Origin of the sequence: Frondihabitans sp. VKM Ac-2883, from assembly GCF_015350875.1 — a bacterium.
GTDB lineage: Bacteria > Actinomycetota > Actinomycetes > Actinomycetales > Microbacteriaceae > Frondihabitans.
Genome location: NZ_JADKSF010000003.1, coordinates 110,520 through 135,181 on the forward strand (window position 1 = coordinate 110,520; position 24,662 = coordinate 135,181).

Genomic DNA, 24,662 nt, shown 5'->3' on the forward strand with positions numbered 1-24,662 from the left:
GCACCCCGGTGGGCAGGATTCAAGGAGTACCGATGAAACTCGTCGTCACAGCGATGGTCCGTGACGAGATCGACATCATCCGGCAGTGGGTCGACTATCACGTCGCTCAGGGCGCCGATGCGATCATCGTCACCGACAACGGCTCGGTGGATGGCACCAGTGAAGTCCTCGACGGCTACGCCGAGCGTGGCCTCGTCGACCTGCGTCACGATCCGGTTCAGCGCAAGCAGCAGGGCACCGTCGTGACGGCGATGGCTCGCGAGGCGTTCGCGCGCTACGGCGCCGACTGGGTGATCAACGCCGACGCCGACGAGTTCCTGATGCCCGTCGATCGAAGCCGCCGTCTGCACGACGTCTTCTCCGAAATCGATCCGGGTCTCGGATCCTTCACGGCCCCGACGGTGAACCTGGTCGGCTCGGTCGCCGCCTCCGGGGCGGGTCTCGAGCGCCTCGTCTGGCGAGACGGACGCACCAACGAGCAACTCCAGCTGCGCGGCGTCCTGGCGCAGCCGACGCACAACGCGCTCCATGTCGGCAGTGCCGACGTCAACGTCGCCCAGGGCAATCACTTCGTCAGCATCGCTTCTCAGGGATCTCCGCCGCCTGAGTTGGCCCTCGAGGTGCTGCATCTGCCGTGGCGCTCCTGGCAGCAGCTGCGCAACAAGGTCGAGATCTCCGGGCGGGCCTACGAAGCCAACCCCACCCTCCAGCCGAGCCCGAACCACCACGGCATGCTCGACTACCGTCGCTATCTTGAAGGTTCTCTCTACTACTACTACGCGCTGCGGATGGTCACCGAGGCCGAGGCCGAGACCGGCCCTTTCACCCTCGACCGCAGCCTGCCCGAGTTCTTCGCCTCGCACGGGCTGACGGGCGACTACCCGGCCGACGTCGGCGCCTCCGACGACGAGACTCGTCATGCCGCGGAGGTCGGGGGGCTCCTCACCACGCGTGATCGTGACGCCGAGGCGCTGCGCGTCGAGGTGGAGGCCATCGGCGCAGCAGCGGCCGCGCGCGTCTCCGCACTCGAGGGCCATGCCCTCGGCCTCGAAAGAGAACTTTTCAGGATCCGCGACGAACTCGCTCGAACGAAGGCGCGTCGCGTGGTGAAACTCGCTGATTCCCTGGGCGATCGCGCTCGGCGTTTCCGTTCGTAAGCCGCATGTAAACTCCTCGGGGTTTACATCGCCCCATGAGGCTCGCCCCGCCAGCCTCGTCCCGGCACCACTCGAAGCCGCACCGTCGGCTCGCACTGAATCAGGACTCCCACCCGCGTGAAACTGTTCATCCAGATCCCCTGCCTCAACGAGGAGACGACGCTTCCGGCCGTCCTCGAATCGATGCCGACCGAGATCGACGGAATCGACAAGATCGAGATCCTCATCATCGACGACGGCAGCACCGACCGCACCGTCGAGGTGGCCAAGTCGTACGGCGTGACGCACTTCGTCCGGCACACGACCAACATGGGCCTGGCGCGGTCGTTCCGCGACGGTGTCGACTACGCCCTGCTCAACGGCGCCGACATCGTCGTCAACACCGACGGCGACAACCAGTACCCGCAGTCGATGATCCCGGAGCTCGTGCAGCCGATCATCCGCGGCGAGGCGGAGATCGTCGTCGGCGACCGGCAGACGAAGACCATCGAGCACTTCTCGGCGTTCAAGAAGACAATGCAGCGCCTCGGCAGCTGGGTCGTGAGCCAGGCCGCCGGGCTCGATCTGCCCGATGCCGCAAGTGGTTTCCGGGCCTACTCGAAGTACTCCCTCATCCGTCTGAACATCGTCACGCAGTTCAGCTACTGCATGGAGACGATCGTCCAGGCCGGCTACAAGCGCCTCGCCATCACGAGCATCCCGATCACCACCAACGCGAAGACGCGCGAGTCGCGGCTGTTCTCGAACATCTTCCAGCACATGTTCCAGTCGGGCTCGGCCATCGTCCGCGCCTACCTCATGTACCGACCGGTCGCCCTCTTCCTCTGGATCAGCGCGATTCTGGCGGTCGGCGGACTCATCCCCTTCGTGCGGTATCTGATCCTGCTCGCCACGCACGACGCCGGCGCGAACATCCAGTCGCTCCTGCTCGGCCTGCTGCTGATAATCAGCGCGCTCTTATCTCTGGTCATAGGCGTGGTGGCCGACCTGACTCGTATCAACCGGACCCTGGCCGAAGAGACCCTCGACTTCCAGAAGCTCCAGCGCTATGGCGAGTGAGGTCGCTCGGCCCGCCAAGCGACCGTTAGCCGACCGCGCGAGCACGATGTGGCTCGTCACCGCGGCCTTCGGCCTCGTGCTGGTCTTCTGGGCCGTCTTGACGCCGCTCTACGGGGCCCCCGACGAGATCGCTCACGTCGACAGCGCGATCAGGGTCGCCCAGGTGCACACCTGGCCCGCTCCGGGCGAGGCGCACTACCTCTCGGGCGTCACCTACACGAAGTTCGGCGAGCTCCAGCTCCGCAACGACCAGCGTTCGACCTTCGCCGAGATCTTCGCCGATCGCCCCGGCATCTCGCCCGGCATCGACCAGATGACCCAGCATCCGCCGCTGTTCTACCTCATGGCCGCCGTGGTGTTGAAGCTCGTCCACTTCATGGACCTCCGCTGGGACATCGTCGTGATGATCCTGCGCTACTTCGACATCCTGCTCGTGCTCCCCCTGCCGTGGCTCGTGTTCGCGTCGGTGAAGCGCGTGCTGAAGTCGCCGAAGATCGCCCTCCTCGGGGCCGTCTCGCTCTTCTTCGTTCCCCAGCTGCAGCAGATCGTCTCGGCGGTCAGCAACGACTCCCTGGCCGTGCTCCTCGGCGCGGTGACGGCGTGGCTGATGATCCGGTTCCTGACCGGCGCCCAGAGGGTCCGCGACGTCGTGTTCGTCTCGATCGCCCTCGGGCTCTTCCTCCTGACCAAGGGCACCGCGGTGCCGGCGGTGCCGTTCGTCGCGCTCGGGCTGCTGTTCGCCCGTCGCGTGGTGCCGGTCGGGTGGGGGCGCAGGATCCTCGACACACTCCTGGGCGGCGCCGTGGCCGGTGTCATCGGCGGTTGGTGGTTCGTCCGCAACATCGTGCTCTACCACGACATCCAGCCGTCCGGCCTCGCCGGCCAGCGCCCGACCATCACCTGGCCGGAGGGCGAGGGCCGCGACCTCGGCAACTACATGCAGGCCTTCTGGGACACCGTCACGGGATCGTTCTGGGGCCGCTTCGGCGGCCTGCAGTACCCCATGACCCCGTACCTCACCGATCTACTGACCGCGGTGTCGCTGCTCGTCGTCGCCGCCTTCGCGTTCCGGCGCGGACCCTTCCGCCGCGATGCGCTCTTGATCGCCTCCTTCCCCGTCGTGACTCTGCTGCTCCTCATCGCCAACACCTGGCGCGTCTACGGTCGAACTGCCCTCGTCTACGGCGTGCAGGGCCGGTACTTCTACATCGCGATAGTCGCGCTGATCGTGATCAGCGCGATCGCCTGGTCACGTGCCGTCGTCGAACCCAAGACCATGCTCCTGGCCGCCCGCGCGGTCGTGATCGGTGCACCCGCCGTCACCGTCTACGGGCTCTCGCTCGAGTATCGCGGTGCCTATGAGCAGCTGCACCTCGCCTTCGACTCGGACGGGGCGTACACCTGGGCCTACTCGTCAGCGGTGGGCCCGCACTGGATCGCCCTCGTCGTAGCGCTCACGGCCGTCGTCGGGCTCGTGGCAGTGATCTGGTGCTTCCGGGCCGTGAGCCAACGTGTCCTGCCGGAAGAGTCGGGGCTGGTCCGCGAAGCAGTGCCGGCTAACGAGGGGAATCGTCGGTGACAACGGGACGACGGAGTGCCGCGGCACCACCGACCCAAGGCCACCGCCTCGACATCACCGGGCTCCGCGCCCTCGCGATCGTGCCGGTCGTGGCCTACCACGCGGGTGTCACCGGCTTCTCGGGTGGCTTCGTCGGCGTCGACATCTTCTTCGTCATCTCGGGCTTCTTGATCACCGGGCAGCTCATCCGCGACCGCGAGACCACCGGCCGCATCCACTTCGGCCAATTCTGGGCCAAGCGTCTGCGTCGGCTGGTCCCGGCCTCGACGCTCATGATCTTGCTGACCCTGCCGATCGTGCTACTCGTCCTCTCTCCCGAAGACTGGTCGAAGATCGGCAAGCAGGCGGTCGCAGCCCTCCTCTTCGTGTCGAACTTCTTCTTCGCGCGCCAACCCGACGGCTACTTCGCGCAAGACCTCAACCTGCCGCAGCCGTACCTCCACACCTGGTCGCTCGGCGTCGAGGAGCAGTTCTACGTCGTCTGGCCCGTGCTGATCGCCCTCGTCGTCTGGCTCGCCCTTAAGGCGAAAGCCCGCCCCCGAGTCGTGCTCGCGATCATCTTCGGCGTGATCGCCGTCGCATCGGTCACCCTGTCGATCGTTCTCACGAAGACCGACCCGCAGAACGCCTTCTACCTGCTGCCGACACGCGCGTGGGAGTTCGCGGTCGCGGCGCTCCTCGCCCTGCTTCCCCGTGACCTGATCGGCTCCACCGCGGCCCGGACCGCCCTCACCGCGGCCGGCATCGTCGGCATCATCGCGATCGTGGTCCTCCTGCCATCGTCGACGCCCTGGCCCGGCTCGGCCGCTCTGCTGCCGGTGGCCGCAACGCTGGCCGTGATCCTCGGCGGCATGGGCCCGGCAGACAGCCCCCGGACGCTGCCCACCCGGATCCTTGAGCTCCGCCCCCTGGTATGGATCGGCACGGTCTCGTACTCCTGGTACCTCTGGCACTGGCCGCTCATCGTGCTCCTGCCCAAGGCGTTCAAGTCGGAGTCGCCGTGGGTGCCGATCTTCGCGGGCGCCATCGCGCTGGTCATCGCCGCCGTCGCCTACTTCGCGTTCGAGAACCCGATCCGATTCGCCCCCTCCCTGACGAGCTCGGTCAAGCGATCCATTCTCGCCGCCGGTGTCATGACGCTGGTCGTCGGCCTGATCGCGAGCGGCACCTACTGGCAGGGGCGAACGGCGAGCATCGCGGCCGAGCGCTCCACCGCCCAGGGCCCGGCCCTTCCGCCCCTCGCCTGCGACGCGACCCAGAAGTCGCCGTCGGGCATCTCGGAGTGCGTGCACGGCGCCGTCGACAGCGCGAACACGATCGTCGTCGTCGGTGACTCGCACACCCGTCACTGGGAGGCCGCTCTCGGAGCTGCTGCGAAGGAGGCCGACGTCAGGCTCGTCGTCCGCTGGGATTCCGCCTGCCCGACGATCCCGGTGCAGACCATCATGACGAGCGGCCACGTCAAAGCCGGCTGTGCCACCTGGCGCGCCGAGACCACCAAGCTCCTCACCGAGATCCACCCCACCGCCGTGATCGTGTCGCAGGCCGAAGGCTACCTCGGCCGCATCGTCGCCCCCGACGGCAGCGCCCTCTCGCAGTCGGCGCAGGGGGCCGAGTGGCTGGCCGGCTACAACACCTGGCTGACCCAGACGAAGAAGCTCACCGACCGCATCGCCGTGATCCGCGACAACCCGCGCCTGCACTACAACCCCAACGAGTGCCTCGCAGCCCCGGGCGGAACGGCAGCCTCCTGCGCCTCACCGCGATCAAAAGCGCTCGACATGATCGACACGCTGCAGAACCTCTCGATCGAGGCTCAGGTCGCGAACGGGGTCGATCCCGTGTTCACAACGACCGACCGCCTTTGCGACCAGACGAAGTGCCAGGTCGAGATCGACGGCGTGCGCGTGTACCGCGACTACAACCACCTGTCGGCGGCCTACACAGCGTCGCTGATCCCCTCGCTGACCGAGTTCCTGCAAGAGACGGTGCGGCGCGCGAAGGCCTCTGCCTGAGGTTTTCGCGCTCCCCCGCTTCGTGGCGTTGAGACTCCAGTAGTTGCGGATTGTGGCCTCCACGACCCGCAACTACTGGTGTCTCGCCGGGGGCAGGTCAGCCAACAGCGCGCAGGGCGGCCAGGAACGTAGTTCAGGATCCGGCGCCGCCGGATCCTGAATTGAGGGGGCTTGGCGCTCCCCGAGCCTGCATTACCGGCGCCCCGCGCCCGAACTCCTGCGTCGCCGGCGCGCGTTCCCTCGCTCAGGCGTCGACAGGCACCGGCGTGGCTCGAGCCGGCGTCGCCCGCACCGACGTAGCAGCGGCCACGAGCGCGAAGAGCGCCGCCACCACGAACGCGATCATCACCACGACAGACAGCGCGTACGGGAGCGGGGACCACGCGGCGAGATCGCCGAGTGAGTCGAGCGGGTTCGACCAGTGCTCCTCGCCGAAGTGCCACGAGATCGCCCGCCCCATGCTGACGACCGTGTAGACGACGCCGAACACGCCGACGAGAAGCGCGACCAGGTGCGCAGCTGTGAATCGCGCCGCCCCCGCCTGGTCATCGTCACCAGCACGGCCCCGAAAGACGAGACCGAGCAGCGCGGCGAGCCCGATGACCGCGACGACCAGCAGCGGAACGATCGACGAATACAGGTAGCGCCCCTGCACTCCCGCCGCGACCCCGGTCTTGCGGGTGAGCGAATAGACCGACTCGAGCAGGATCGCCAGGGTGAGCAGCGTGGGCAGGACCATGACCACGACCGTGGCCCGCTTCACTCCGAGACGGGGCGATAGCGCGAGGCCGGCGAGGAGGATCGCGACGAGGACGACCGAGAGCACGGCGGGGATCCAGGTGGGGTAGGCCAGCGCGCCGCTCTTGATCGACAGGAGCGCCCAGAACCTCGTCGGGAAGACGCTCTCGAACTGGTCCTTCATCAGGTGCAGGGTGTCGGCCATGGCCAGGGGCCCGGTCTTCAGGGGGTCGAAGTGACCGGCGGGCTGCACTTTGCCGTAGACGACGACGTTGTGGATCCACCACCAGCCGCCGGCCAGGGCCGCCACGACGAAGATCAGCGCCGGAGTGATGACGCGGAGCAGCGACCGTTCGCGCACGGCGGCGACGAGATAGGCGAGCACGACGACGGCGACGAGCGGAAGCGACCATGCCTTGGTCAGCAGGGCTACGGCCGAGACGAGTCCGACCCAGAGTGCCGTTCGCCTTCGCAGGTCTCCGGTCAGCACGTGGACCGTACCCAGTGCGATCCACGCCCCGGCCGCGTTCAGCAGGTTGTCGTTGTTGACCGCTCCGCCGACGACGGCGAGCTGCGGAATGGCGAGCACCGAAAGGGCTGCCGCCGAGATCACGACGCGGTTCGCGCCGAGACGTCGCGCGATCAGGGCTGCGGCCAGTGGAAGCGGCGTCAGCAGCAGCACCGAGATCATGCGGAAGATCCACACTTCGAGATCCCACGGGATGGTGGCGGGAAGCACGTCGGCGACGGTGCCGAGGAGCGCCGAGTACCCCGGCGGGTGCTGGCCGGCCTTGTTGACCAGGGTGTCGGTGCCCGAGCCCAGCTCGCTGAACGACTGGCGATCCGGCCGAGGCGTGGCTTCGGTCGCCGAGAGGGCCGGACGCTGCTCGACCGGCTTCGTCGTCGAGCGCACACCGCTGATCTTCACGGAGGCATCGACCGAAGCCATGCGCGGCATCTCTTTGAAGCCCGGCCACGAGTGGTAGGTCTCCCAGTAGATCGCCGCCGACACGTGATCCGGCTCGTCGGCCGAGCGGTAGGTCGGGTCGGCGATCGACCAGAAGGTCATCGTCGCGGCGAAGAAGGCCACTGCGGCCCAAACCGCGAGCGGCAGCCCCCGGAGACCCCGGGGTGCCCGACGATCTGTCGTCTCAGGCGATGTGCGATCGAGAGTGCGTGTGTCGGGCATCGAAAACCGAGTCTCGTATCGGGAACGGGAAAGCGGGTGGAGTGAAGCGGAACTAGGGGCTACAGCCCCTTCTTCACCAGCTCGGCGATCAGGTCGGCCTGCTTCAGCGACCGCTTCTTCACCTCGGGCAGGTGCTCGTCGAGCTTGGCCTTGACCTCCGACTGCGCGGCGAGCAACGCCTCGTAGCGGCTCCACAGGTGCGACGGCGTCAGCTTGTCGTGCCCGAACGCCCACTCCTGCAGCTCGAACATCTCGAGCACTTCTTCGTACTTGTGGCCCCAGCCGATCACGAGCGTGGGCACGGCCATCGCGAGAGACGACACCATCGCGTGGAAGCGGCTCGCGACGAAGAACGAGCAGCGCCCGATCAGGTAGCGGAGCTCCTGCGACGAGAGCTCGCGGTCGATGAAAGTCACGGCGGCCTTGTCGGCGACGCGCGAGTAGATCTCGCGACACAGCGGCAGGTCGTTGTTGTGCGTGGCATCGGTACCGGTGCGGACGCTGTGGGGCACGAGCAGGAGCTTCTTGCCCGACGCCGTGACCTGGTCGATGAAGGTGACCATCTGGCCGATGTAGCCACCCTCGCGCGCGTCGACCTTCTTCTGCAGCACGACGCTCGGGCTGAGGCCGACGACCTCGTCGTCGAAGATCGAGAGGTCGACGGCCTTGCCCGCCGCAGCCTCTTCGGTACCGCTCAACTCCAGTGAGAACGCATAGTCGGCGCCGGCAAAGGTGTTGGTGAGACGCAGCTTGTCGGCATAGCTCTGGGTGATGCGGCCGCGGGTGACGACGGTCGCGGCCTTCGGCAGGAAGGTGCGGGCGACGAGGCGGTTGATCCGGTTCCGGAACGGCCCCACGGCCTGCGCGCACTTAAACACCGGGGTGCCGATGTTGAGAGCGGGCAGGATCGACGCGACGTTGTAGATCAGGAACTTCTCGCGGCCGTCGGTAAACGTGATGCCACCCTGGTCGAGCAGCACCTGCGAGTCGGCGAGGGCGGCGACGGCCTTCGAGCGCGACTTCAGCAGGCCACGGAGCGGCGGCAGCAGGCGGTAGGCGAGAGCGGCCGAGTTGATGTTGACGCCGAGCGTGCGCGGCCGGGCATCGATGATCTCGAGGTTCGGGTAGCTGTTCTGCTCGCGGTCTTCGCGCGGATACATGCTCAGCAGGGTGAAGTGCACGCCGGGCAGGCGCTCTTCGAGCGTCGCGATCGACGACTCCAGCATGGCGGCAGCGCCTTTGTTGCCCGACAGAGCGGAGCCGATGATGGTCACGTGCGGGGTCGAGCTCATGCGGGAGAACCTTTCGGGAGCGACAGACGCAGGGCGCCGTACTGGAGGGCGATGACGGCGTCGCCCACGGTGGAGAGCAGACGCGAGAGAACAGAGATGACGACGGCCTGGCCGGGGGCGATCCCGATGCCGACGAGGCAGACGAAGAGCACGGCCTCGCGCACGCCGATACCCGACGGAACGAAGATCACGAGGATCCCGATGGCGCCTGCCAGGGCATACGCTGCGGCGAGGGGCACCCACATGCCGGGCGTCACGGTCGTGACCGTCGCAGCGCACAGAATGAACCCGACGCCGTTGATCACGCGCGGCGTGACGTAGGCGGCCGAGAAGCCGAGGCTGGCGACCGGGTGCAGGAAGTACTGCTCGGGCAGCGGCGCCTTGAGAAAGCGCTTACTCGCGATCGACATGATGCGGTGGAAGACCTGCGGTACGAGGATCGCGACGAGCGGGACCATCACGACGACGACGGCGACGACCGTGAGCGCGTTGCCCTCGACGAGGGTCGGCCCGACCACGAGGATCAGGATGATGGCGCTCGGCACGATCGACGCGATCTGCAGGAAGACGTTCTCGTAGATGAACGTGATCAGGATCAGGGTGCGTGGAAACCCGTTCTTCTGCCCCCAGACGACCTTGCTCAGCACCGAGCCGATCTGACCGGGAACGTACTTCAGCAGCCAGGAGAGCGAGTGAACCGCCATCGCCTGCCGGGCGCCCACGTGCGACCCCTCGTCGGACAGACGGTTGAGGATCATTCCCCAGAGGAGGCCCGAGACCGGCACCGCGAAGGCGAAGCAGAGAATCGCCAGGAGGTGCAACCACGACGGGTGGAGGTTGGCCTCCTGGACGGCGGTCCAGTTCTTCGACAGCGATCGAGCGAAGAGGACGGCGACGATCGCCACAACCACGATCGTGACGATGCGGCTCAGCAGCTTCCGTCGCCGCTGCTTCTTCGTCGGCATCGTCGTCGCCGCAGCCACCTCGGTCTCGAGGGGAGCGTCTCCGCTCACCGGGCGAGGTTGTTGTAGCTGCGGAAGGTGTCGAGTTCTTTCTTCTGCGAGAACGGCACGAGGCCGTCGGGGTGAGCGTAGCCGACGGCGATCAGCATGATCACGCGGTCGGAGCCGGAGAGGCCGAGTGTCTTCTGCATCTTGCGCTCGAGAGGCTCGAAGTCGGGCCAGTTGATGACGCTCGACGAGAGGCCGAGTGTCTCGAGGCCGAACATGAATGACATGCTCGCGAGCGAGGCGTCGACGTAGATGGCGTGGCGGTCTCGCGGGCTGAAGTAGCTCTCGAGCTTGCCGACGACAACGATCACGGTCTGGATGTTGTCGGCGTAACCGGCCGTGCCGAACGGGATGTTCGAGACCTTCTTGACCATGGCCGGGTCGTCGAAGACGCGGAACTCGTACGGCAGGCGGTTGCAGGCGGTCGGTGCCTGGCGAGCGACCATCAGGGCCTTGTCGACGAGATCGCGCGGTACCGGCTTGTCGTCGAAGAAGCGCACCGATCGACGCTGATTGGCGAGGTCGACGAGCTCGTCGTACGAGACGTTCGAGGTCAGCTGCTTGGCGCGGGGCACGTTGCCGGTCGTCGAGGGCACGTAGTCGATCGACTCGAAGGTGCGGCGAGCCTCGTCGACGACCTTGTCTTTGCCCGTGGCACTGACGCGGAAGTACTCTTCGAGCACGTTGTGCGCCCAGTCCATCTCGGCGATCTCGCTCGTGCCGGGCGACCGCTTGCACTGGCTGGCCGCGGCAGCATAGAACTCGATGGTCTCGCCGACGTAGTCCCGGGCGAAGATGTCGCGACGGGGCCGCATGATGAGGCCCTTCTCGATGCGATGCACGTTGCGACGCAGCTCGACGCGGGTGAGGCGGTCGCGCTTCTTGTTGCGGTAGTAGTCGCGACGACCCTGAAGTGTCGCCGCCTGCTCGCGGTTGAAGGTGATGAACGACACCAGGAAGAAGAAGTGCGACAGGATCCGGCTCGACCCGAATGTTTCGAGGAACGCGCGGTTCGTGTTCTCGTACACACGGCGGATCGATCGAATCGCCAGGAGGTCTTTGGCGATCTTCTTCAGCTTGTTCAGCACACGTTCTCCCGCGGGTAGGCGATTCTCCGGACGACCGTCCGAGTTTAGGCGACGAGCGTGCAGGGCCACTAACCCGCAACGGCATTCCCAGTCGACTGCCTCTTACACTGGGGCGGTGAACCACCCCGACGACTCCCCCGCGCCCACCCCTCGCGAGCGGCTGCGGCGCGTCGTCCGGGCTCTCCGCGCCGAGCGCCACTACGACGGAGTGATCCGGCGTGCCCGCGCCCAGCGCGAGCGGGGCCGCGACCGGGAGTGGCACGTCGGCTTGATGCGACTTCTGGCCTCCGGGGTGCGGGCGGCACGGGTGACCGGGCGACCCGGGTCGGATCCTGAAGCCGTTCCGCTCGTCATGTGCTTGTGGAACCGACCCGATCGCCTGCCGGTCGTGCTCGACCTGCTCGCTCGCCAGGAGTCGCCGCGGCCGATCCGCTTGATTCTGTGGAACAACAACGCGGACGACGCTGCACACTACCTCGCTTGCCTCGACGGAACCCCGCGCGGCGCCCTGTCGAGCGTCGAGCTCGTCAACAGCGAGCGCAACATCGGCGGCCTCGCCCGATTCGTCGTAGCGCGTCTGCTGCGAAACGGCGGCTATCGCGGGCCCGTCATCATGCTCGACGACGACCAGAACATCCGAGACACGTTCGTCGCCGACCTGCTGCGCGACTATCGGCCGCAGTCGGTCGTCGCGTGGTGGGGGTTCAGCCAGCACGGCTCGTACTGGCGCCGGGCCGAGATCGAGCCCGGGTCACACGCCGACCACGCGGGCACGGGCGGCACCGTCTACGACGTCGACCTCGTGGCCGACGACCGGTTCTTCTTGCGGTTGCCGCGCAAGTTCGCCTTCTTGGAAGACCAGTGGATGTCGTTCGTGGCACATCGGGCCGGCTGGCGCGTCGTCAAGGGCGACACCGTCATCGAGCTCGTCTCGGAAGAGCTCAACCAGTACCACGGGCTGCGCCCACTGAAAGACGATTTCTACCACGAGCAGAACGACCGCGGCGTTGCCCTTCTGGGCGACCCCCTCGACCGGCCGGAGCTGTCGCGGGGTCGCCTCAGCGGGCCCGCCTCGAGTTAGCCGCTGGCGACTAGCCGTTCAGCAGCTTCTGCAGGTACACGCCGTAGCCGCTCTTGGCGAGGGGCGCGGCCAGGCTCGCGAGAGCTCCGTCGTCGATCCATCCGTTGCGCCAGGCGATCTCTTCGATGCAGCCGATCTTGTGGCCCTGGCGGTCTTCGATCACTCGGACGTACTCGGACGCCTGCATCATCGACTCGAACGTGCCGGTGTCGAGCCACGCCGTTCCGCGGTCGAGCACCTGCACCTGCAGTTCGCCGGCCTCGAGGTAGCGCTCGTTGACTGTCGAGATCTCGAGCTCGCCTCGGGCGCTCGGCTCGATCGTCTTCGCGATCTCGACGATCTTGTTGTCGTAGAAGTAGAGGCCGGGCACCGCGTAGTTGCTCTTCGGAGCGGTCGGCTTCTCTTCGATCGAGACGGCCTTGAAGTCGTCGTCGAACTCGACGACGCCATAGGCCTTGGGGTCGGAGACGTGGTACGCGAAGATCGTCGCCCCCGAGACCTCGGTGTTCCTCTTGAGGTTCGTGCCGAGGCCGACGCCGTGGAAGATGTTGTCGCCGAGCACCAGCGCGACGCTGTCGTCGCCGATGAACTCCTCACCGATGATGAACGCCTGCGCCAAGCCGTCAGGCGACGGCTGGACGGCGTACGAGATCTCCATGCCCAACGAGGATCCGTCGCCCACGAGAGCGCGGAACTGGTCGTTGTATTCCGGGGTGGTGATGATGAGCACTTCGCGAATGCCGGCCATCATCAGGGTCGACAGGGGGTAGTAGACCATCGGCTTGTCGTAGATCGGCATCAGCTGCTTCGAGATGCCCTTGGTGATCGGCCAGAGACGGGTGCCGGAGCCTCCGGCGAGGATGATTCCCTTCACGGGTCAGCCCTTCTTCGCGGTGAACGCCGCGCTGAGCGACGAGTAATAGGCGCGCATGTCGGCCCAGGTCGGCAGGGTGCCCGCGGCGGCGGCCTCGGCGAGTGACGGCGCGTCGGTGTCTTTGGGCGAGAGGAGAGCCTCGCCAGCCTCGTCCGGGAACACCAGCGCGATGTCGGAGTCGAGGGGGTTTATCCCGTGCTCGCGCTCGGCGTTGAACGTGTCGGTCACCAGGTAGCTGACGGTGGCGTCGTCGGTAAGGGCGACGAAGCAGTGGCCGAGCCCCTCCGAGATGTAGATGGCGCGGCGGTCCTTGTCGTCGAGCAGCACGCTGTCCCACTGGCCGAACGTCGGCGAGCCGACCCGGATGTCGATGACGTAGTCGAGCACGGCACCGTGCGTCGCCGTCACGTACTTCGCCTGGCCCAGCGGAACGTCGGCGAAGTGGATGCCGCGCACGACGCCCCGCTTCGACACCGATGTATTGGCCTGCCGGAGCTCGACCGGGTGACCGATCACCTCGGCGAGCTTGTCGAAGCGGTACCACTCGAGGAACACGCCCCGGTCGTCGCCGAACTGCTTCGGGGTGATCTCGTAGCTGTCTGGAATACTCAATTCACGGATCTGCACCCGGGAAGCCTAGCCGGTGACGTCTCACGGCAGCAGGTGACCTGCGGCGGTCCTCCGTCTAGGGCAGCAGGTGCCCCGCCGCGGTGAACAGCCGGTACCACTCCGCGCGGGTCAGCGGCAGCTCGCTTCCGGCAGCGGAATCCTTGACGCGCTGGGGGTTCGTCGTGCCGAGCACCACCTGCATGTGGGCCGGGTGACGAGTGATCCACGCGACCGCGATGGCCTCGGGTGCGACCGAGTACTTTGCCGCCAGCTCGTCGATGACGTCGTTCAGGTCGGCGTAGGTCTCACGGTCGCCGAGGAACACCCCGTCGAAGAACCCCTTCTGGAACGGCGACCACGCCTGAAGGGTGATGTCGTTGATCCGCGAGTAGTCGAGGATCCCGTTATCGCGGTCGATCGACTGGTCGAGGCCCTTCATGTTGGCGCTGACGCCCGCGGTGATGAGGTTGGCGTGCGTGATGCTGAGCTGCACCTGGTTGACGATGAGCGGCTGGGTGACCGACTTCTTGAGCAGGTCGACCTGCAGCGGCGTGTGGTTCGAGATGCCGAAGCTCGTCACCTTGCCGGCCGCCTTCAGCTCGTCGAAGGCGCGGGCGACCTCGTCGGGCTCGACGAGGGCGTCGGGGCGGTGCAGCAGCAGGATGTCGAGGTGGTCGACCCGGAGGGCCTTGAGCGACTCGTTGACCGACTCGACGATGTGGTCGTGCGAGAAATCCCAGAAGCCGTCGCGGATGCCGACCTTCGACTGGAGGATCACGTTCTCCCGCTCGCTCGGTGAGAACCTGATCGCGTCGCCGAAGCGCTTCTCGCAGAAGTGCGGGGTGCCGCCGTAGACGTCGGCGTGGTCGAAGAAGGTGATGCCGGCATCGCGTGCCGTGCCGACGAGGGTCTGGATCTCGGCGTCGGAGAGCGGGTCGATCCGCATGAGTCCGAGGATCACGTTGGAGGCGGGGGCGGTCAGGTCGGAAAACGTCGTTGTTCGCATGGCCCCATCTTGCCCGGACCGGCGGACTTCGGTCAGGGTGGGGCCGGATCCTGCCCCCTACTATGGATTCGATCGACGCTCGCGACCGAAAGACATCCTTATGCGCATCCTCGTCACCGGCGGAGCCGGCTTCATCGGCTCCAACTTCGTCCGGCGCACCCTGCAAGACGCCTATCCGGGCCTGGAGGGCGCCGAGGTTGTCGTTCTCGACGCCCTGACCTACTCGGGCAACCTCGAGAACCTGGCTCCCGTCGCCGACTCGCCCCGCTACCGCTTCGTCGAAGGCGACATCCGCGACGGCGCGCTGCTCGACACGCTCTTCCCCGACGTCGACGCGGTCGTCCACTTCGCGGCCGAGTCGCATGTCGACCGCTCGGTGCGCGACGCCTCGATCTTCGTCGAGACCAACGTGCTCGGCACCCAGCAGCTGCTCGACGCGGCTCTCCGCAACGACCTCAAGCGCTTCGTGCACGTGTCGACCGACGAGGTCTACGGATCGATCGCCGAGGGCTCGTGGGCCGAAGACCGCCCGCTCGAGCCGAACTCGCCCTACTCGGCGTCGAAGGCCGGCTCCGACCTCCTCGCGCGCAGCTACCACCGCACGCACGGCCTCAACGTCTCGATCACTCGCTGCTCGAACAACTACGGGCCGTACCACTTCCCCGAGAAGGTCATCCCGCTGTTCGTCACGAACCTCATCGACGACAAGCACGTGCCGCTCTACGGCGAGGGCAACAACATCCGCGACTGGCTGCACGTCGACGACCACTGCCGGGGCATCGCCCTCGTGCTCGTCAAGGGCGAGGCCGGCGAGATCTACAACATCGGCGGCGGCACCGAGCTCACCAACAAAGAGCTCACGCAGCTGCTGCTCGACGCGACCGGCAAAGACTGGTCGTACGTCGACCGCGTTCAGGACCGCCTGGGCCACGACCTGCGCTACTCGGTCGACATCTCGAAGATCCAGCGCGAGCTCGGCTACGAGCCGCAGGTGCCGTTCGAGCAGGGGCTCAACGACGTGGTGCAGTGGTACCGCGACAACCGCACCTGGTGGGAGCCGCTGAAAGAGCGCGCGGCCCTCGCGTGAGCTCGACCCAGAACCTCCGCTACCTCGTGACGGGCGCCCGGGGCATGCTCGGTACCGACCTCGTCGAGGCGCTCTTCGGCCGCGACGTGACCGTGCTCGGCCGCGCTGACCTCGACGTGACCGACCGCGCCGCGGTGCTCGACGCCGTCGAGGGCCACGACGTGGTCTTCAACGCCGCCGCCTACACAAAGGTCGACGACGCCGAGACGCACGAAGACGAGGCGCTCCTCGTCAACGGCACGGCCGTCGAGCTGCTCGCCGAGGCGACCGCGACGCACGGCGCGAAGCTCGTGACGGTGTCGACCGACTACGTCTTCGACGGCCAGGCCACCGAGCCCTACGCCGAGACGACCCCGCTCGACCCGCTGAACGCCTACGGCCGCACCAAGGCGGCCGGCGAGATCGCTGCCCTCGCGGCCAACCCCGCGGGTGCCTACGTCGTCCGTACCGCCTGGCTGTACGGCCAGCACGGTCCGAACTTCGCAGCGACCATGCTTCGGCTCGCTGCGTCGCACGACACGGTCACCGTGGTGAACGACCAGGTCGGTCAGCCCACCTGGACGTCCGATCTCGCGGCCCAGCTAGTCGCGCTCGTCGACGCCGATGCCCCTGCCGGCATCTACCACGGCACGAACTCGGGCCGGGCGTCGTGGTTCGACTTCGCGCGCGCCGTGTTCAGCGAGGCCGGGTTGGATCCTGAGCGCGTTCTTCCGACTGACAGTGCCGCATTCGTGCGCCCTGCCCCGCGCCCCGCTTTCAGCGTGCTCGGGCACGACGCGTGGGCTGCTGCCGGCCTCGCTCCCATGCGCCCCTGGCAGGAGGCTCTCGCCCAGGCGTCGGCCGAGGGGGTCTTCGCCTAGCTGGCTTTCGCTCTGCACGCCACTCTTCGGCCACGACACCGCCTTTCGGTGGTGTCGTGGCCGTTTTGCGGTGAAGGGGCGCCCCCTCGGAAATCCGTGTTCCATCCAGCAGTTAGATATGCGTATATTGGACATAGAACGTCACGTAGGCGATCCAATGGGAGGAATCATGAAGAGTGGTACAACGCAGTTCACGCAGTCAGAGTCTCGTTTCTCACGAGCCCGCCTAGCGACCCTCGGACTCGCGGTCGGGGCAACCCTCGTCCTTGCCACAACACCTTTGTTTCCGGTGGGCGCGCAGGCCTCACCCATCAACGGGCCGATCGCCAGCGATAGCATCTCGGAGGCGTCTATCGACGCCATTAGGGCGGATCTCCAGGCAAGCGATCTCCCGAACCAGACGCAGACGGTTGGGAGTTCGGAATACACGACTTACTCGCTGCCCTCGGGGTCGCGTGTCTCCGTTCCCGTCACGTCCTCGAGGCTCTCGTCGGGCCTCCAGGGGTGTACGGCCATCGGCGCGGCTGTTGCCGTGGCTCGAACCTATGTTCTGAATCACGGTCTCTGTAAGGGCTCAAAGCCGAACATGCGGACTCTTCTCAACGGTGCCTGGAGTACACGATGCGTGGCGTAAAGGGCAAATACATCGCGATCCCAGGATCTATCATCCTCACCGCTGTTGGAGTCTGGCTTGTGGCACGAATTAGTCACTACGAGGGCGGAATATTGCAACTCGTCGTGTGGCCGGCCATTTTTCTCGCAGTTGCGTTCGGGGTAATGACCATCAAAGACCACAAAAGGAACGACCGCACCTAGCCGCCTGGCTCGGCCCCCGAGGGCGGAAAAGTGCAGGAGACGCCGCACGCATCATTCTGGGCGGTGTTTTCTGCGCTTACGCGCCACGAGAAGCCGGAGCACTTTCAACGCCGCGCGGTGCGCTCCGCTATCTGATCGCGACACCGCCTTCCGATGGTGTCGCGGTCGGTTTGCTGAGTGCCGAGTGCCGCCTAATGCTGGCCAAATTCCGGCCTGAGCCGCAATTGGCGGCACTCGCGACCCCGGGCTTCTCGCCAGCGCACGCGACCGTGCCGCGCCAAGTGCCGAGTGCCGCCTAATGCCTGCCACGGCCCGGGCGGTGCCGCATTAGGCGGCACTCGGGCCCCGCGCCGCCGGCCGTCGCCGACCGAGCCGCCAGGTGGGGTCGTACCGCCGCCCGGCCGACGAGCAGGTGCCGAATTCGGCACTTTCGCCCGGCCACGGCGGCGAGCGATCGGGGCAGCGCGGCCAGAAAGCCCTAGGCTCGAAACCGTATGAATCTCACGAAAATCGGGCGACTCGTCTCTGACCTGGCACGCGTCAACCGCTCCTACCTGGCCGACTCCGACTACCGGAATGTCGCCCGCGAGCGCCTCGCCCCCACCTCCAGCCCGAATCGCGCCGTCGAGCGACGTGAGATCGCCGCCGCTCCCCCGGAGGCGCGGCCCTTCCACGGTCTCTCGGAGACGAGCCTCGCCCTAGCCGGCATCCACAGCACCGGCAACGGCAACGCAAGCAGCAGCAAGAGCGCGAGCACGAGCCCCGCCCTCAACATCGTGATCGGCGAGGTCCGCGACGGCGCCACCTTCGCCGGCATTCAGACGGCCGTCTCGTTCGGCGTCGCCCTCGCCGAGGCGCTCGGGCTGCCGGTGCGCGTCGTGATGGTCGGCTGGACCACCCCCGGCAACTCGTCCGCGGCCGCAACAGAGGTGCTCCGCGAGCGCTTCCCCGGCAAGCGCATCACCGTCGTCGCCCGTGAAGAGATCTCGAAGGCCGACTTCAGCGACTCCGACCTCTGGCTCGCCACCCACTGGAAGACCGCGCATGCCATCTCGGTGGCGGTCACGGCCGGTCGAATCGACCCGCAGCGTGTCGTCTACCTGGTGCAGGATTACGAGCCCGGCTTCAGCCCGTGGTCGACCGAGTTCGCTCTGGCCCGTGCCACGTATCACGCGGGGTTCCGCATCGTCGTCAACTCCTCCCCCTTGCAGACATATCTTTGGCAAGAAGAGGGTCTCGAGATTCCCGACGACCTCGTCTTCGCCCCGCACCTCGACCTCGATCTGCTCCGCCGCGTGGCCGCCGAGCGTTCCCATGACGACGTCGTGCGCGTGCTCTTCTACGGCCGGCCGAACAAGCATCGCAACCTGTTTCGCGTCGGCATCGCCGCGCTTCGCATCGCCGTTCGAGAGCTCGAAGGATCCGGCATCACCGTCGAGTTCGCCAGCGCCGGAGAGCTGCACCGCGACGTCGAGCTCGGCGGTGACGCCAAGCTCGAGAGCGTCGGAACCCTCCCGTGGGACGACTACTTCCGTTTCATCGCGAGCCGCAACGTGGTGCTGTCGTTGCAGCTCAGCCCGCATCCGAGCCACCCGCCGTTCGACGGGGCGATCTCGGGTGCGCACGTCGTGACGAACGAGTTCGCCGGCACCCGCGCCGGCGTCCACCCGGGAATCGACGCCGTCGCGGCCGACCCCGAGGCGCTCGGCCAGGCGGTGGCTCGTGCCATCCGGCGGGCTGCCGCCGACGGCCCCGCCGGCTTCCGCGACCTCGAACCGGGTGCCCTGGGCGGCACCCTCGACCAGGTCGTGGCCCGCCTCGCGACCCTGCTGGGAGGCGCCCGATGAGCGTTCTGATCGTGGTGCCGGTGTACGGCGACCTGCCGTCGGTGCTGGAGTGTCTCGATGCGCTGGTGACGACCGTAGATCTGTCGACGCATCGGATCATGCTCGTCAACGACTGCGGCCCCGATGTCGACGCGATCGAGAGGGCTCTGCTCGAGCGCATCGACGGCGTGGCCGGGGTGCGGTACGAGCGAAACCCCGAGAACCTCGGATTCGTCGGCACCTGCAACCGCGCTGTCACCGAGCTCGACGACACCGATGCCGACGTATTGCTGATGAACAGCGACGCGGTGCCGACACCCGGGTTTCTCGACGAGATGCTCGCTGTGCTGTACGCCGATCCGCGGCACGGCGTGGTCACGGCCCGGAGTAACAACGCGACGATCGCGAGCCTGCCGTTCCGGCTTACCGACCCGAAGCGGGAGCGCACGTTCGACCGCACCCGCGAAGTGCACGAAGCGCTGCTGCCGTACCTGCCGCGCTGGTACGAGCCGCCCGTCGCGATGGGTTTTTGCTTCCTCACCCGGCGTGATCTGATCGTGCGCTTCGGCCTGTTCGACGAGGTCTTCTCGCCGGGCTACGGCGAAGAGAACGACTACTGCCTGCGCCTCGGCGAGGCCGGTTTCATGTCGACGATGGCGAACCGGGCCCTGGTCTTCCACGAGGGGTCGAAGAGCTTCGTCGGTGCACGCCGCAACACCCTGCGCACGGCGCACCAGCGCGAGCTCGACCGCCGCTATCCGTATTACGGGTCGGCCGTGCAGTCGTTCCTGCGCCATTCGGTCGCCCCCGCAGATCGTTTTGCTGACCTGGTCGTGCCGGTGGGCCCGCAGCGGATCGTGCTCGACCTGCGCGCCGGGGTCGCCGTGCCCGCGGCAATCGACGCGTTCCTCGCGGCCTTTCCGGCCTCCGACTGGGCGCGCGAGATCCTCGTCGACGATGTCGCCGCGGTCTCGTCGGGTGCAGCGGTGACCGCCGATGTAAGGGTCGCGGCCGACGCGCACGACGACGACCTCGTGGCGGTGACGGTACTGCTCGCCGAGCGGGTGACGCCCCGATCGCTCGTGCGCGCACATCGGCGTTCGCTGCACCTCGTGGCCGTATCGGGTGTCGGTGTGCCGGATCCTTCGCTCTCTCACACTACAGACGAGGATCCGACGGCCGTCACCCCGTCACCGTGGACCGACGCCGCGTTCGTCTCGCGCTCGCGCGACGCGACGCCCGTGCTGCGGCAGCATGCAGCGGCCACCGTCGTCGACGGCGATTGGGCCGCTGCGGCTTCGGCTCTCCGCTCGGTGCTCGCGTCGCCTCTCGCCGAGCGGGTCGCGGCCCTCGACGCTCGCTGGCGGGATCTCGCTCTCGTCGACGCCGCGATCGACGACGGCGGCCCCGAGTCGGGTGCCGAGGTCGAGCGTCTGCGCGCCGAGCTGCGCGATCTGCGGGCCAGCCGCACGTTCCGTACCGGGGAGGCAGTAGCGCGGCTGGTGCCGAAGCTCCCCGGGCGCAAGCGATGAGTGGCCCCGAGAGTCGACCGCGTCGATCGGGCGCTGTCGTTCTGCGACAGATGGCTCGACGGCTCAGGCCTGCCCCACCGCCCCTGACCGTCGAGGATCGCCAGCTGCGCTGGGCACGGCGGATCGTCGAGTTCGGAATCCTCGACCGCGAGTACTTCGAGACGATGGTCGGGCGTCGATTCGAGTCCGATATCGCCGCGATCGAGTTCTACATGCTCAACGACGGCAGCCGAGGTCTGTCGCTGTCGCCGCTGATCGAACCGGAGTGGCTGAACGACGAGCAGCCCGATTCGCGCTTCAGCTGGTACGACTTCCTGCACCAGGAGTCGACCGATCTCGTCGCGACTTCGCCGGTGTTCGACGCGGCCCGCTATGTGGCGGAGCTCGACGAGACCGACCGCGCCGCCGTCACGACGACGCTCGGCGCTCTTCGGCACTTCGTGCGGCACGCCGACTCGACCACGCTGATGCCGGTGTCTCCCGGTCGCCGCGGCGAGCGCCCCACCTGGGGCCGGGAGCGCGCTCGCTCCCTCGCCGTCGCCCGCGACTTCGCCGATTCGCAGCACCGCACGCGGCGGCGCTACCGTCCCGAGTGGGGCGGCGCCGACACGGCCGAGGCGCGCGCGCGCTACGCGGCGGGGCTCGCTCGCCTGCAGGTCGAGCGGCCGCTCGTCTCGATCGTTCTCCCGACCCACAACCGGGCGGCGCAGCTCGAGCGCGCCATGCTGTCGGTGTCCGACCAGACGTACGACAACTGGCAGCTCATCGTCGTCGACGACGGCTCGACCGACGAGACCCCCGCAGTCGTCGAACGACTGTCGGCCCGTGACCCACGCATGACCCCCGTCGCGCAGGCGCCCTCGGGAGCTTCGGCCGCCCGCAACACCGGGCTCGCCGCCGCGACGGGCACGCACATCGCGTTTCTCGACTCCGACAACGCCTGGCGTTCCACGCACCTCGAGCTGGCGCTGGCGGCCCTGCTCCAAGAGGGTGCGAGCGCCGTCCACACCGGCCTCCGCATGATCGGTCTCAACAACACGGGCGATGCCGCCGACGAGTCGAAAGAGACCTTCCGTGGCGAGGAGGGCGACTGGAACGACCTGGTCGCGGGCAACTTCATCGATCTGAACGCGCTCGTCGTCGAGGCGTCGGCCGCGCGATCGCTCGGCGGCTTCGACACCACCCTGAAGCGCTGGATCGACTACGACTACGTGCTCCGCCTCTCTCGCGACTTCGGAGTGCCGCGCTACGTCGATCACCTCAGCGTCGACTACGACAACACCTTCGATCCATCCCGTCTCTCGTCGCGCGAGGGCGCGTCGTGGCAGGAGGTCGCGCTCGCACCGAACGTGATCGACTGGGCGGCCCTCGCCGATGCGGCGCCCGACCGCCCGGCCGACCTGGTGTCGATCGTGATCCCCGTCTACCGCGAGTGGCGGATGACGCGTCGCGCGATCGACGCGGTCCTCGCCGACGCCGACCGCCACGGCGCCTCCAACCGGGAAGGCGCCTCCGACATCGACAGCGCGTCCGACCACGGTGCCCCGCTCCGGGTCGAGGTCGTCGTGATCGACAACGCCTCCCAGCGGAACGTCTCCGCGACCCTCGCCGCCTGGTTCGCCGCCGAGCCCCGCGTGCGCATCCTCCGCCAGGATCGCAACCGGAACTTCGCGCTCGGCAGCAACCTCGGCCTCGCCGCGTCGACCGGTGCCCACGTGGTCATGCTCAACAACGACACCGAGGTGCATCCGGGGTGGCTCGCGCCTCTGGTCGACGAGCTGTCGGATCCTGCGGTTCTGGGGGCGCAGCCCCTCCTGCTCTACCCGAACGGCACCGTGCAGGCGGCCGGCACCGTCTTCGGCGGCGACAAGGTGCTGCCGTGGCACTTTCTGGCCGCTCACCCCCGGTCGGATGCCGCGCGGGCCGACCAGCGCTCGTTCTCGGCGATCACGGCGGCGGCGGCGATCTTCCGCGCCGGCGACCTGATCCGCTGGCGGGGCTTCGACCCGATCTTCGCCAACGGACTCGAAGACGTCGACCTGTGCCTGCGCGCCCTCGACGAGCGGCCGGGCGGTCGGTTCTCGGTCGTGCCCGAGTCGATCGTCGTGCACCACGAGAGCGTCGCGCCCGGGCGTTCCGACGCGCAGATCGCGAACCGCCGACACTTCGACGAGCGCTGGCAGGGCCGGTATCCACGCATTGAGGCGTCGCGCTACGCGGCCGCCGGTCTGCTGCTCGCCGGCATCGAGGCGGGCGAGCCGAAGGGGCACGACGTGCTGGTTCGGTCGTCGCGCCCGCTGATTGTGCGGCCGCCACGGGACGTGAGCGAAGGATCCTGGGCCGGTCGCCCTTCGCTCCGCTGGTCGCTGAAGCACGAGGCCTCGACGTTCGCCGAGGCCGACGCCCTCGCGTCCCGACTCCGCGACCTCGGCCAGGAGGTCGTGCTCGACGCCCCCGACGCCTGGTACCGCTCGTCGGCCTCGCTCGACGACGTGGCGGTGGTTCTGCTGCGCGACGACCGGTTCGTGCCGCAGCCGGGGGCGGTCAACGTGCTCGTCGACCCGGCCCTGGCGTCGGACCCGCTCGTCGCGCCGGCGTTCCGCCTGCAGATCGGCGCCGGGGCGCGAGTGTCGGCGCAGGCATTGGACGACCGAGAGCGGCTGATCTTCGAGGCCCTCGGGGCGGACGACGGGCTCGATCGATGAAGGCCGCCGTCCGATGAAAACCGTTGCTCGCGTTCTCGTCTTTCCCGCCTACCGCGACAACCCGTACATCAACCTGCTCGGGCTCGCGGCGAGAGGTCGCGGGTACGCCCTGATCGACGAGACCCGACTCGAAGGGCTCGAGCGGACGGCCGCGAGCCTTACATCTGGCGACGTGGTGCACCTGCACTGGACCACACCGGTCGTGCAAAGGGCCGAGACGGTCGAGGAGGCCTCTGAGCGTCTGGATCGCTTCCGAACCGCCGTCGATGCGGCGGCCGCTCGCGGTGCCAGGGTCGTCTGGACGCTCCACAACGTCGTGCCCCATGACGTCCGACACGACGAACTCGAGCTCGCGCTGTGCCGATACCTGGCCGACCGCGCCGACGTCGTCCACGTCATGACGGCCGACGCCGTCGAGGCCGCCGCCCCCTCGTACACGCTCGATCCCGCCAAGGTGGTGGTGATTCCGCATCCGAGCTACCAGGGCGTCTACCCGTCGCAGCTGTCGCGGAACGACGCCCGGGCGAGCATCGGGCTAGGCGCCGACGAGCGCGGAGTGCTCTTCTTCGGGCAGATGCGGCCCTACAAGGGCCTCGACACCCTATTCGCGGCTCTTGGGCGCCTAGAGGCGACGGCCGTCCGGCCGGTGCTGCTGCTCGCCGGCAGCGTGACGGAGGCCGATCGGCTGACGCTGGACGCGAGTCTGCCCGCCGGAGTGCGAGTGGTGTGGCACCCGGGACACGTGGCCGATGCCGACGTCGAGAAGTGGCTTCGAGCAGCCGACGTGCTCGTGCTGCCGTACCGTCGGATCCTGAACTCGGGCACTCTGCACCTGGCCGCGACATTCGATCTGCCAGTCGTGCTGCCCGACGAGCCCCACCTTCGGGCGGCCTTCGGCAGCGAGACGTGGATCCGATGGTTCGAGACCGAAGACCCGGTCACCTCGATCGCGGGTCTGCTCGACGACGAGGCGACGTACGCCGTCGACAGTGCTGCGACCGGCGACTTCTCACACCGGCTCTCGCCCTTCACGATCTCGACGCGCTACGCGGATCTGCTCGACCGGCTGCGCGCGACCGACTCCGCCTGAGCGACGGCCGCTCAGCGGCCGCGCTGCTCACGCGCTGCTCACGTGCTGC

The 24,662-nt window shown here is 67.7% G+C and carries 18 protein-coding genes; 11 read left to right on the forward strand and 7 right to left on the reverse strand.

Annotation, left to right across the window (positions count from 1 at the left end; translation table 11 throughout):
• Positions 1-32: 32 nt before the first annotated feature.
• The 4 genes from ITJ49_RS06785 to ITJ49_RS18170 all read left to right on the forward strand — a co-directional run bounded on the left by ITJ49_RS06785 (position 33) and on the right by ITJ49_RS18170 (position 5,810).
• Positions 33-1,157: a glycosyltransferase family 2 protein gene (locus ITJ49_RS06785; RefSeq protein ID WP_194603150.1), complete on the forward strand. Its 1,125-nt coding sequence runs from the start codon at positions 33-35 to the stop codon at positions 1,155-1,157.
• A 117-nt stretch (positions 1,158-1,274) separates the two neighbouring features.
• Positions 1,275-2,216: a glycosyltransferase family 2 protein gene (locus ITJ49_RS06790; RefSeq protein ID WP_194603153.1), complete on the forward strand. Its 942-nt coding sequence runs from the start codon at positions 1,275-1,277 to the stop codon at positions 2,214-2,216.
• Positions 2,206-3,795 carry a DUF2142 domain-containing protein gene (locus ITJ49_RS06795; RefSeq protein ID WP_194603155.1) on the forward strand — a complete coding sequence of 530 codons (1,590 nt, stop codon included), beginning with the start codon at positions 2,206-2,208 and terminating at the stop codon, positions 3,793-3,795. Before ITJ49_RS06790 ends, ITJ49_RS06795 begins: the two co-directional genes overlap by 11 nt.
• Positions 3,792-5,810 (forward strand): acyltransferase family protein, encoded by a 2,019-nt coding sequence (locus ITJ49_RS18170; protein ID WP_194603158.1) that lies wholly within the window; start codon positions 3,792-3,794, stop codon positions 5,808-5,810. The genes ITJ49_RS06795 and ITJ49_RS18170 overlap by 4 nt, the downstream gene beginning before the upstream one ends.
• Before the next feature lie 244 nt (positions 5,811-6,054).
• Here the strand turns inward: ITJ49_RS18170 and ITJ49_RS06805 are convergent, their stop codons facing one another.
• From ITJ49_RS06805 to ITJ49_RS06820, 4 genes are read right to left on the reverse strand one after another with little or no spacing between them, the layout of a single operon-like run.
• Positions 6,055-7,737, reverse strand: a complete 1,683-nt coding sequence (locus ITJ49_RS06805) for a hypothetical protein (protein WP_194603161.1) — start codon at positions 7,735-7,737, stop codon at positions 6,055-6,057.
• A gap of 59 nt (positions 7,738-7,796) precedes the next feature.
• Positions 7,797-9,029 (reverse strand): polysaccharide pyruvyl transferase family protein, encoded by a 1,233-nt coding sequence (locus ITJ49_RS06810; protein ID WP_194603164.1) that lies wholly within the window; start codon positions 9,027-9,029, stop codon positions 7,797-7,799.
• Positions 9,026-10,042 (reverse strand): lysylphosphatidylglycerol synthase domain-containing protein, encoded by a 1,017-nt coding sequence (locus tag ITJ49_RS06815; protein WP_194603168.1) that lies wholly within the window; start codon positions 10,040-10,042, stop codon positions 9,026-9,028. Before ITJ49_RS06815 ends, ITJ49_RS06810 begins: the two co-directional genes overlap by 4 nt.
• Positions 10,039-11,127: a nitroreductase family protein gene (locus ITJ49_RS06820; protein WP_194603171.1), complete on the reverse strand. Its 1,089-nt coding sequence runs from the start codon at positions 11,125-11,127 to the stop codon at positions 10,039-10,041. Before ITJ49_RS06820 ends, ITJ49_RS06815 begins: the two co-directional genes overlap by 4 nt.
• Positions 11,128-11,242: 115 nt before the next feature.
• Between ITJ49_RS06820 and ITJ49_RS06825 the strand changes: the two genes are divergently transcribed.
• A complete protein-coding gene (locus tag ITJ49_RS06825) occupies positions 11,243-12,208 on the forward strand; it encodes a hypothetical protein (protein ID WP_194603174.1) in 966 nt (321 codons plus the stop codon).
• Between the two features lie 10 nt (positions 12,209-12,218).
• On the opposite strand, the gene rfbA is transcribed toward ITJ49_RS06825, so the two are convergent.
• Genes rfbA through ITJ49_RS06840 form a run of 3 tightly spaced genes read right to left on the reverse strand, consistent with a single transcriptional unit; the run spans position 12,219 to position 14,697 of the window.
• Positions 12,219-13,082, reverse strand: coding sequence for a glucose-1-phosphate thymidylyltransferase RfbA (gene rfbA / locus ITJ49_RS06830; RefSeq protein ID WP_194603177.1), 864 nt, complete (start codon positions 13,080-13,082; stop codon positions 12,219-12,221).
• A 3-nt stretch (positions 13,083-13,085) separates the two neighbouring features.
• Complete coding sequence (locus tag ITJ49_RS06835) at positions 13,086-13,709, reverse strand: dTDP-4-dehydrorhamnose 3,5-epimerase (RefSeq protein WP_194603180.1); 624 nt, start codon at positions 13,707-13,709, stop codon at positions 13,086-13,088.
• 58 nt (positions 13,710-13,767) lie between these two features.
• A complete protein-coding gene (locus ITJ49_RS06840; RefSeq protein WP_194603183.1) occupies positions 13,768-14,697 on the reverse strand; it encodes an aldo/keto reductase family oxidoreductase in 930 nt (309 codons plus the stop codon).
• 100 nt (positions 14,698-14,797) lie between these two features.
• Here ITJ49_RS06840 and rfbB point away from each other — a divergent pair, with 100 nt between their 5' ends.
• The 6 genes from rfbB (at position 14,798) to ITJ49_RS06870 (ending at position 24,613) form a co-directional block, all read left to right on the forward strand.
• Complete coding sequence (gene rfbB / locus ITJ49_RS06845; protein WP_055959418.1) at positions 14,798-15,784, forward strand: dTDP-glucose 4,6-dehydratase; 987 nt, start codon at positions 14,798-14,800, stop codon at positions 15,782-15,784.
• Positions 15,781-16,644, forward strand: coding sequence for a dTDP-4-dehydrorhamnose reductase (gene rfbD / locus ITJ49_RS06850; RefSeq protein WP_194603186.1), 864 nt, complete (start codon positions 15,781-15,783; stop codon positions 16,642-16,644). The genes rfbB and rfbD overlap by 4 nt, the downstream gene beginning before the upstream one ends.
• 1,310 nt (positions 16,645-17,954) lie before the next feature.
• A complete protein-coding gene (locus tag ITJ49_RS06855) occupies positions 17,955-19,307 on the forward strand; it encodes a hypothetical protein (RefSeq protein ID WP_194603189.1) in 1,353 nt (450 codons plus the stop codon).
• Positions 19,304-20,818, forward strand: a complete 1,515-nt coding sequence (locus tag ITJ49_RS06860; RefSeq protein ID WP_194603192.1) for a glycosyltransferase family 2 protein — start codon at positions 19,304-19,306, stop codon at positions 20,816-20,818. Before ITJ49_RS06855 ends, ITJ49_RS06860 begins: the two co-directional genes overlap by 4 nt.
• A gap of 50 nt (positions 20,819-20,868) precedes the next feature.
• The gene (locus ITJ49_RS06865) at positions 20,869-23,523 is read left to right on the forward strand and encodes a glycosyltransferase (protein WP_194603195.1); all 2,655 of its coding nucleotides are present in this window, start codon (positions 20,869-20,871) and stop codon (positions 23,521-23,523) included.
• 13 nt (positions 23,524-23,536) lie between these two features.
• Complete coding sequence (locus tag ITJ49_RS06870) at positions 23,537-24,613, forward strand: glycosyltransferase (RefSeq protein WP_194603198.1); 1,077 nt, start codon at positions 23,537-23,539, stop codon at positions 24,611-24,613.
• The last annotated feature ends 49 nt before the right edge of the window (positions 24,614-24,662 follow it).

What these genes read in the sequence shown, in the direction of transcription:
- ITJ49_RS06810 (WP_194603164.1), bottom strand. Translation starts at nt 9,029, where the DNA reads ATGAGCTCGACCCCGCACGTGACCATCATCGGCTCCGCTCTGTCGGGC.
- ITJ49_RS06865 (WP_194603195.1), top strand. Translation starts at nt 20,869, where the DNA reads ATGGCTCGACGGCTCAGGCCTGCCCCACCGCCCCTGACCGTCGAGGAT.
- ITJ49_RS06840 (WP_194603183.1), bottom strand. Translation starts at nt 14,697, where the DNA reads ATGCGAACAACGACGTTTTCCGACCTGACCGCCCCCGCCTCCAACGTG.
- ITJ49_RS06795 (WP_194603155.1), top strand. Translation starts at nt 2,206, where the DNA reads ATGGCGAGTGAGGTCGCTCGGCCCGCCAAGCGACCGTTAGCCGACCGC.
- rfbB (WP_055959418.1), top strand. Translation starts at nt 14,798, where the DNA reads ATGCGCATCCTCGTCACCGGCGGAGCCGGCTTCATCGGCTCCAACTTC.
- ITJ49_RS06870 (WP_194603198.1), top strand. Translation starts at nt 23,537, where the DNA reads ATGAAAACCGTTGCTCGCGTTCTCGTCTTTCCCGCCTACCGCGACAAC.
- ITJ49_RS06855 (WP_194603189.1), top strand. Translation starts at nt 17,955, where the DNA reads ATGAATCTCACGAAAATCGGGCGACTCGTCTCTGACCTGGCACGCGTC.
- ITJ49_RS06860 (WP_194603192.1), top strand. Translation starts at nt 19,304, where the DNA reads ATGAGCGTTCTGATCGTGGTGCCGGTGTACGGCGACCTGCCGTCGGTG.
- ITJ49_RS06785 (WP_194603150.1), top strand. Translation starts at nt 33, where the DNA reads ATGAAACTCGTCGTCACAGCGATGGTCCGTGACGAGATCGACATCATC.
- ITJ49_RS06805 (WP_194603161.1), bottom strand. Translation starts at nt 7,737, where the DNA reads ATGCCCGACACACGCACTCTCGATCGCACATCGCCTGAGACGACAGAT.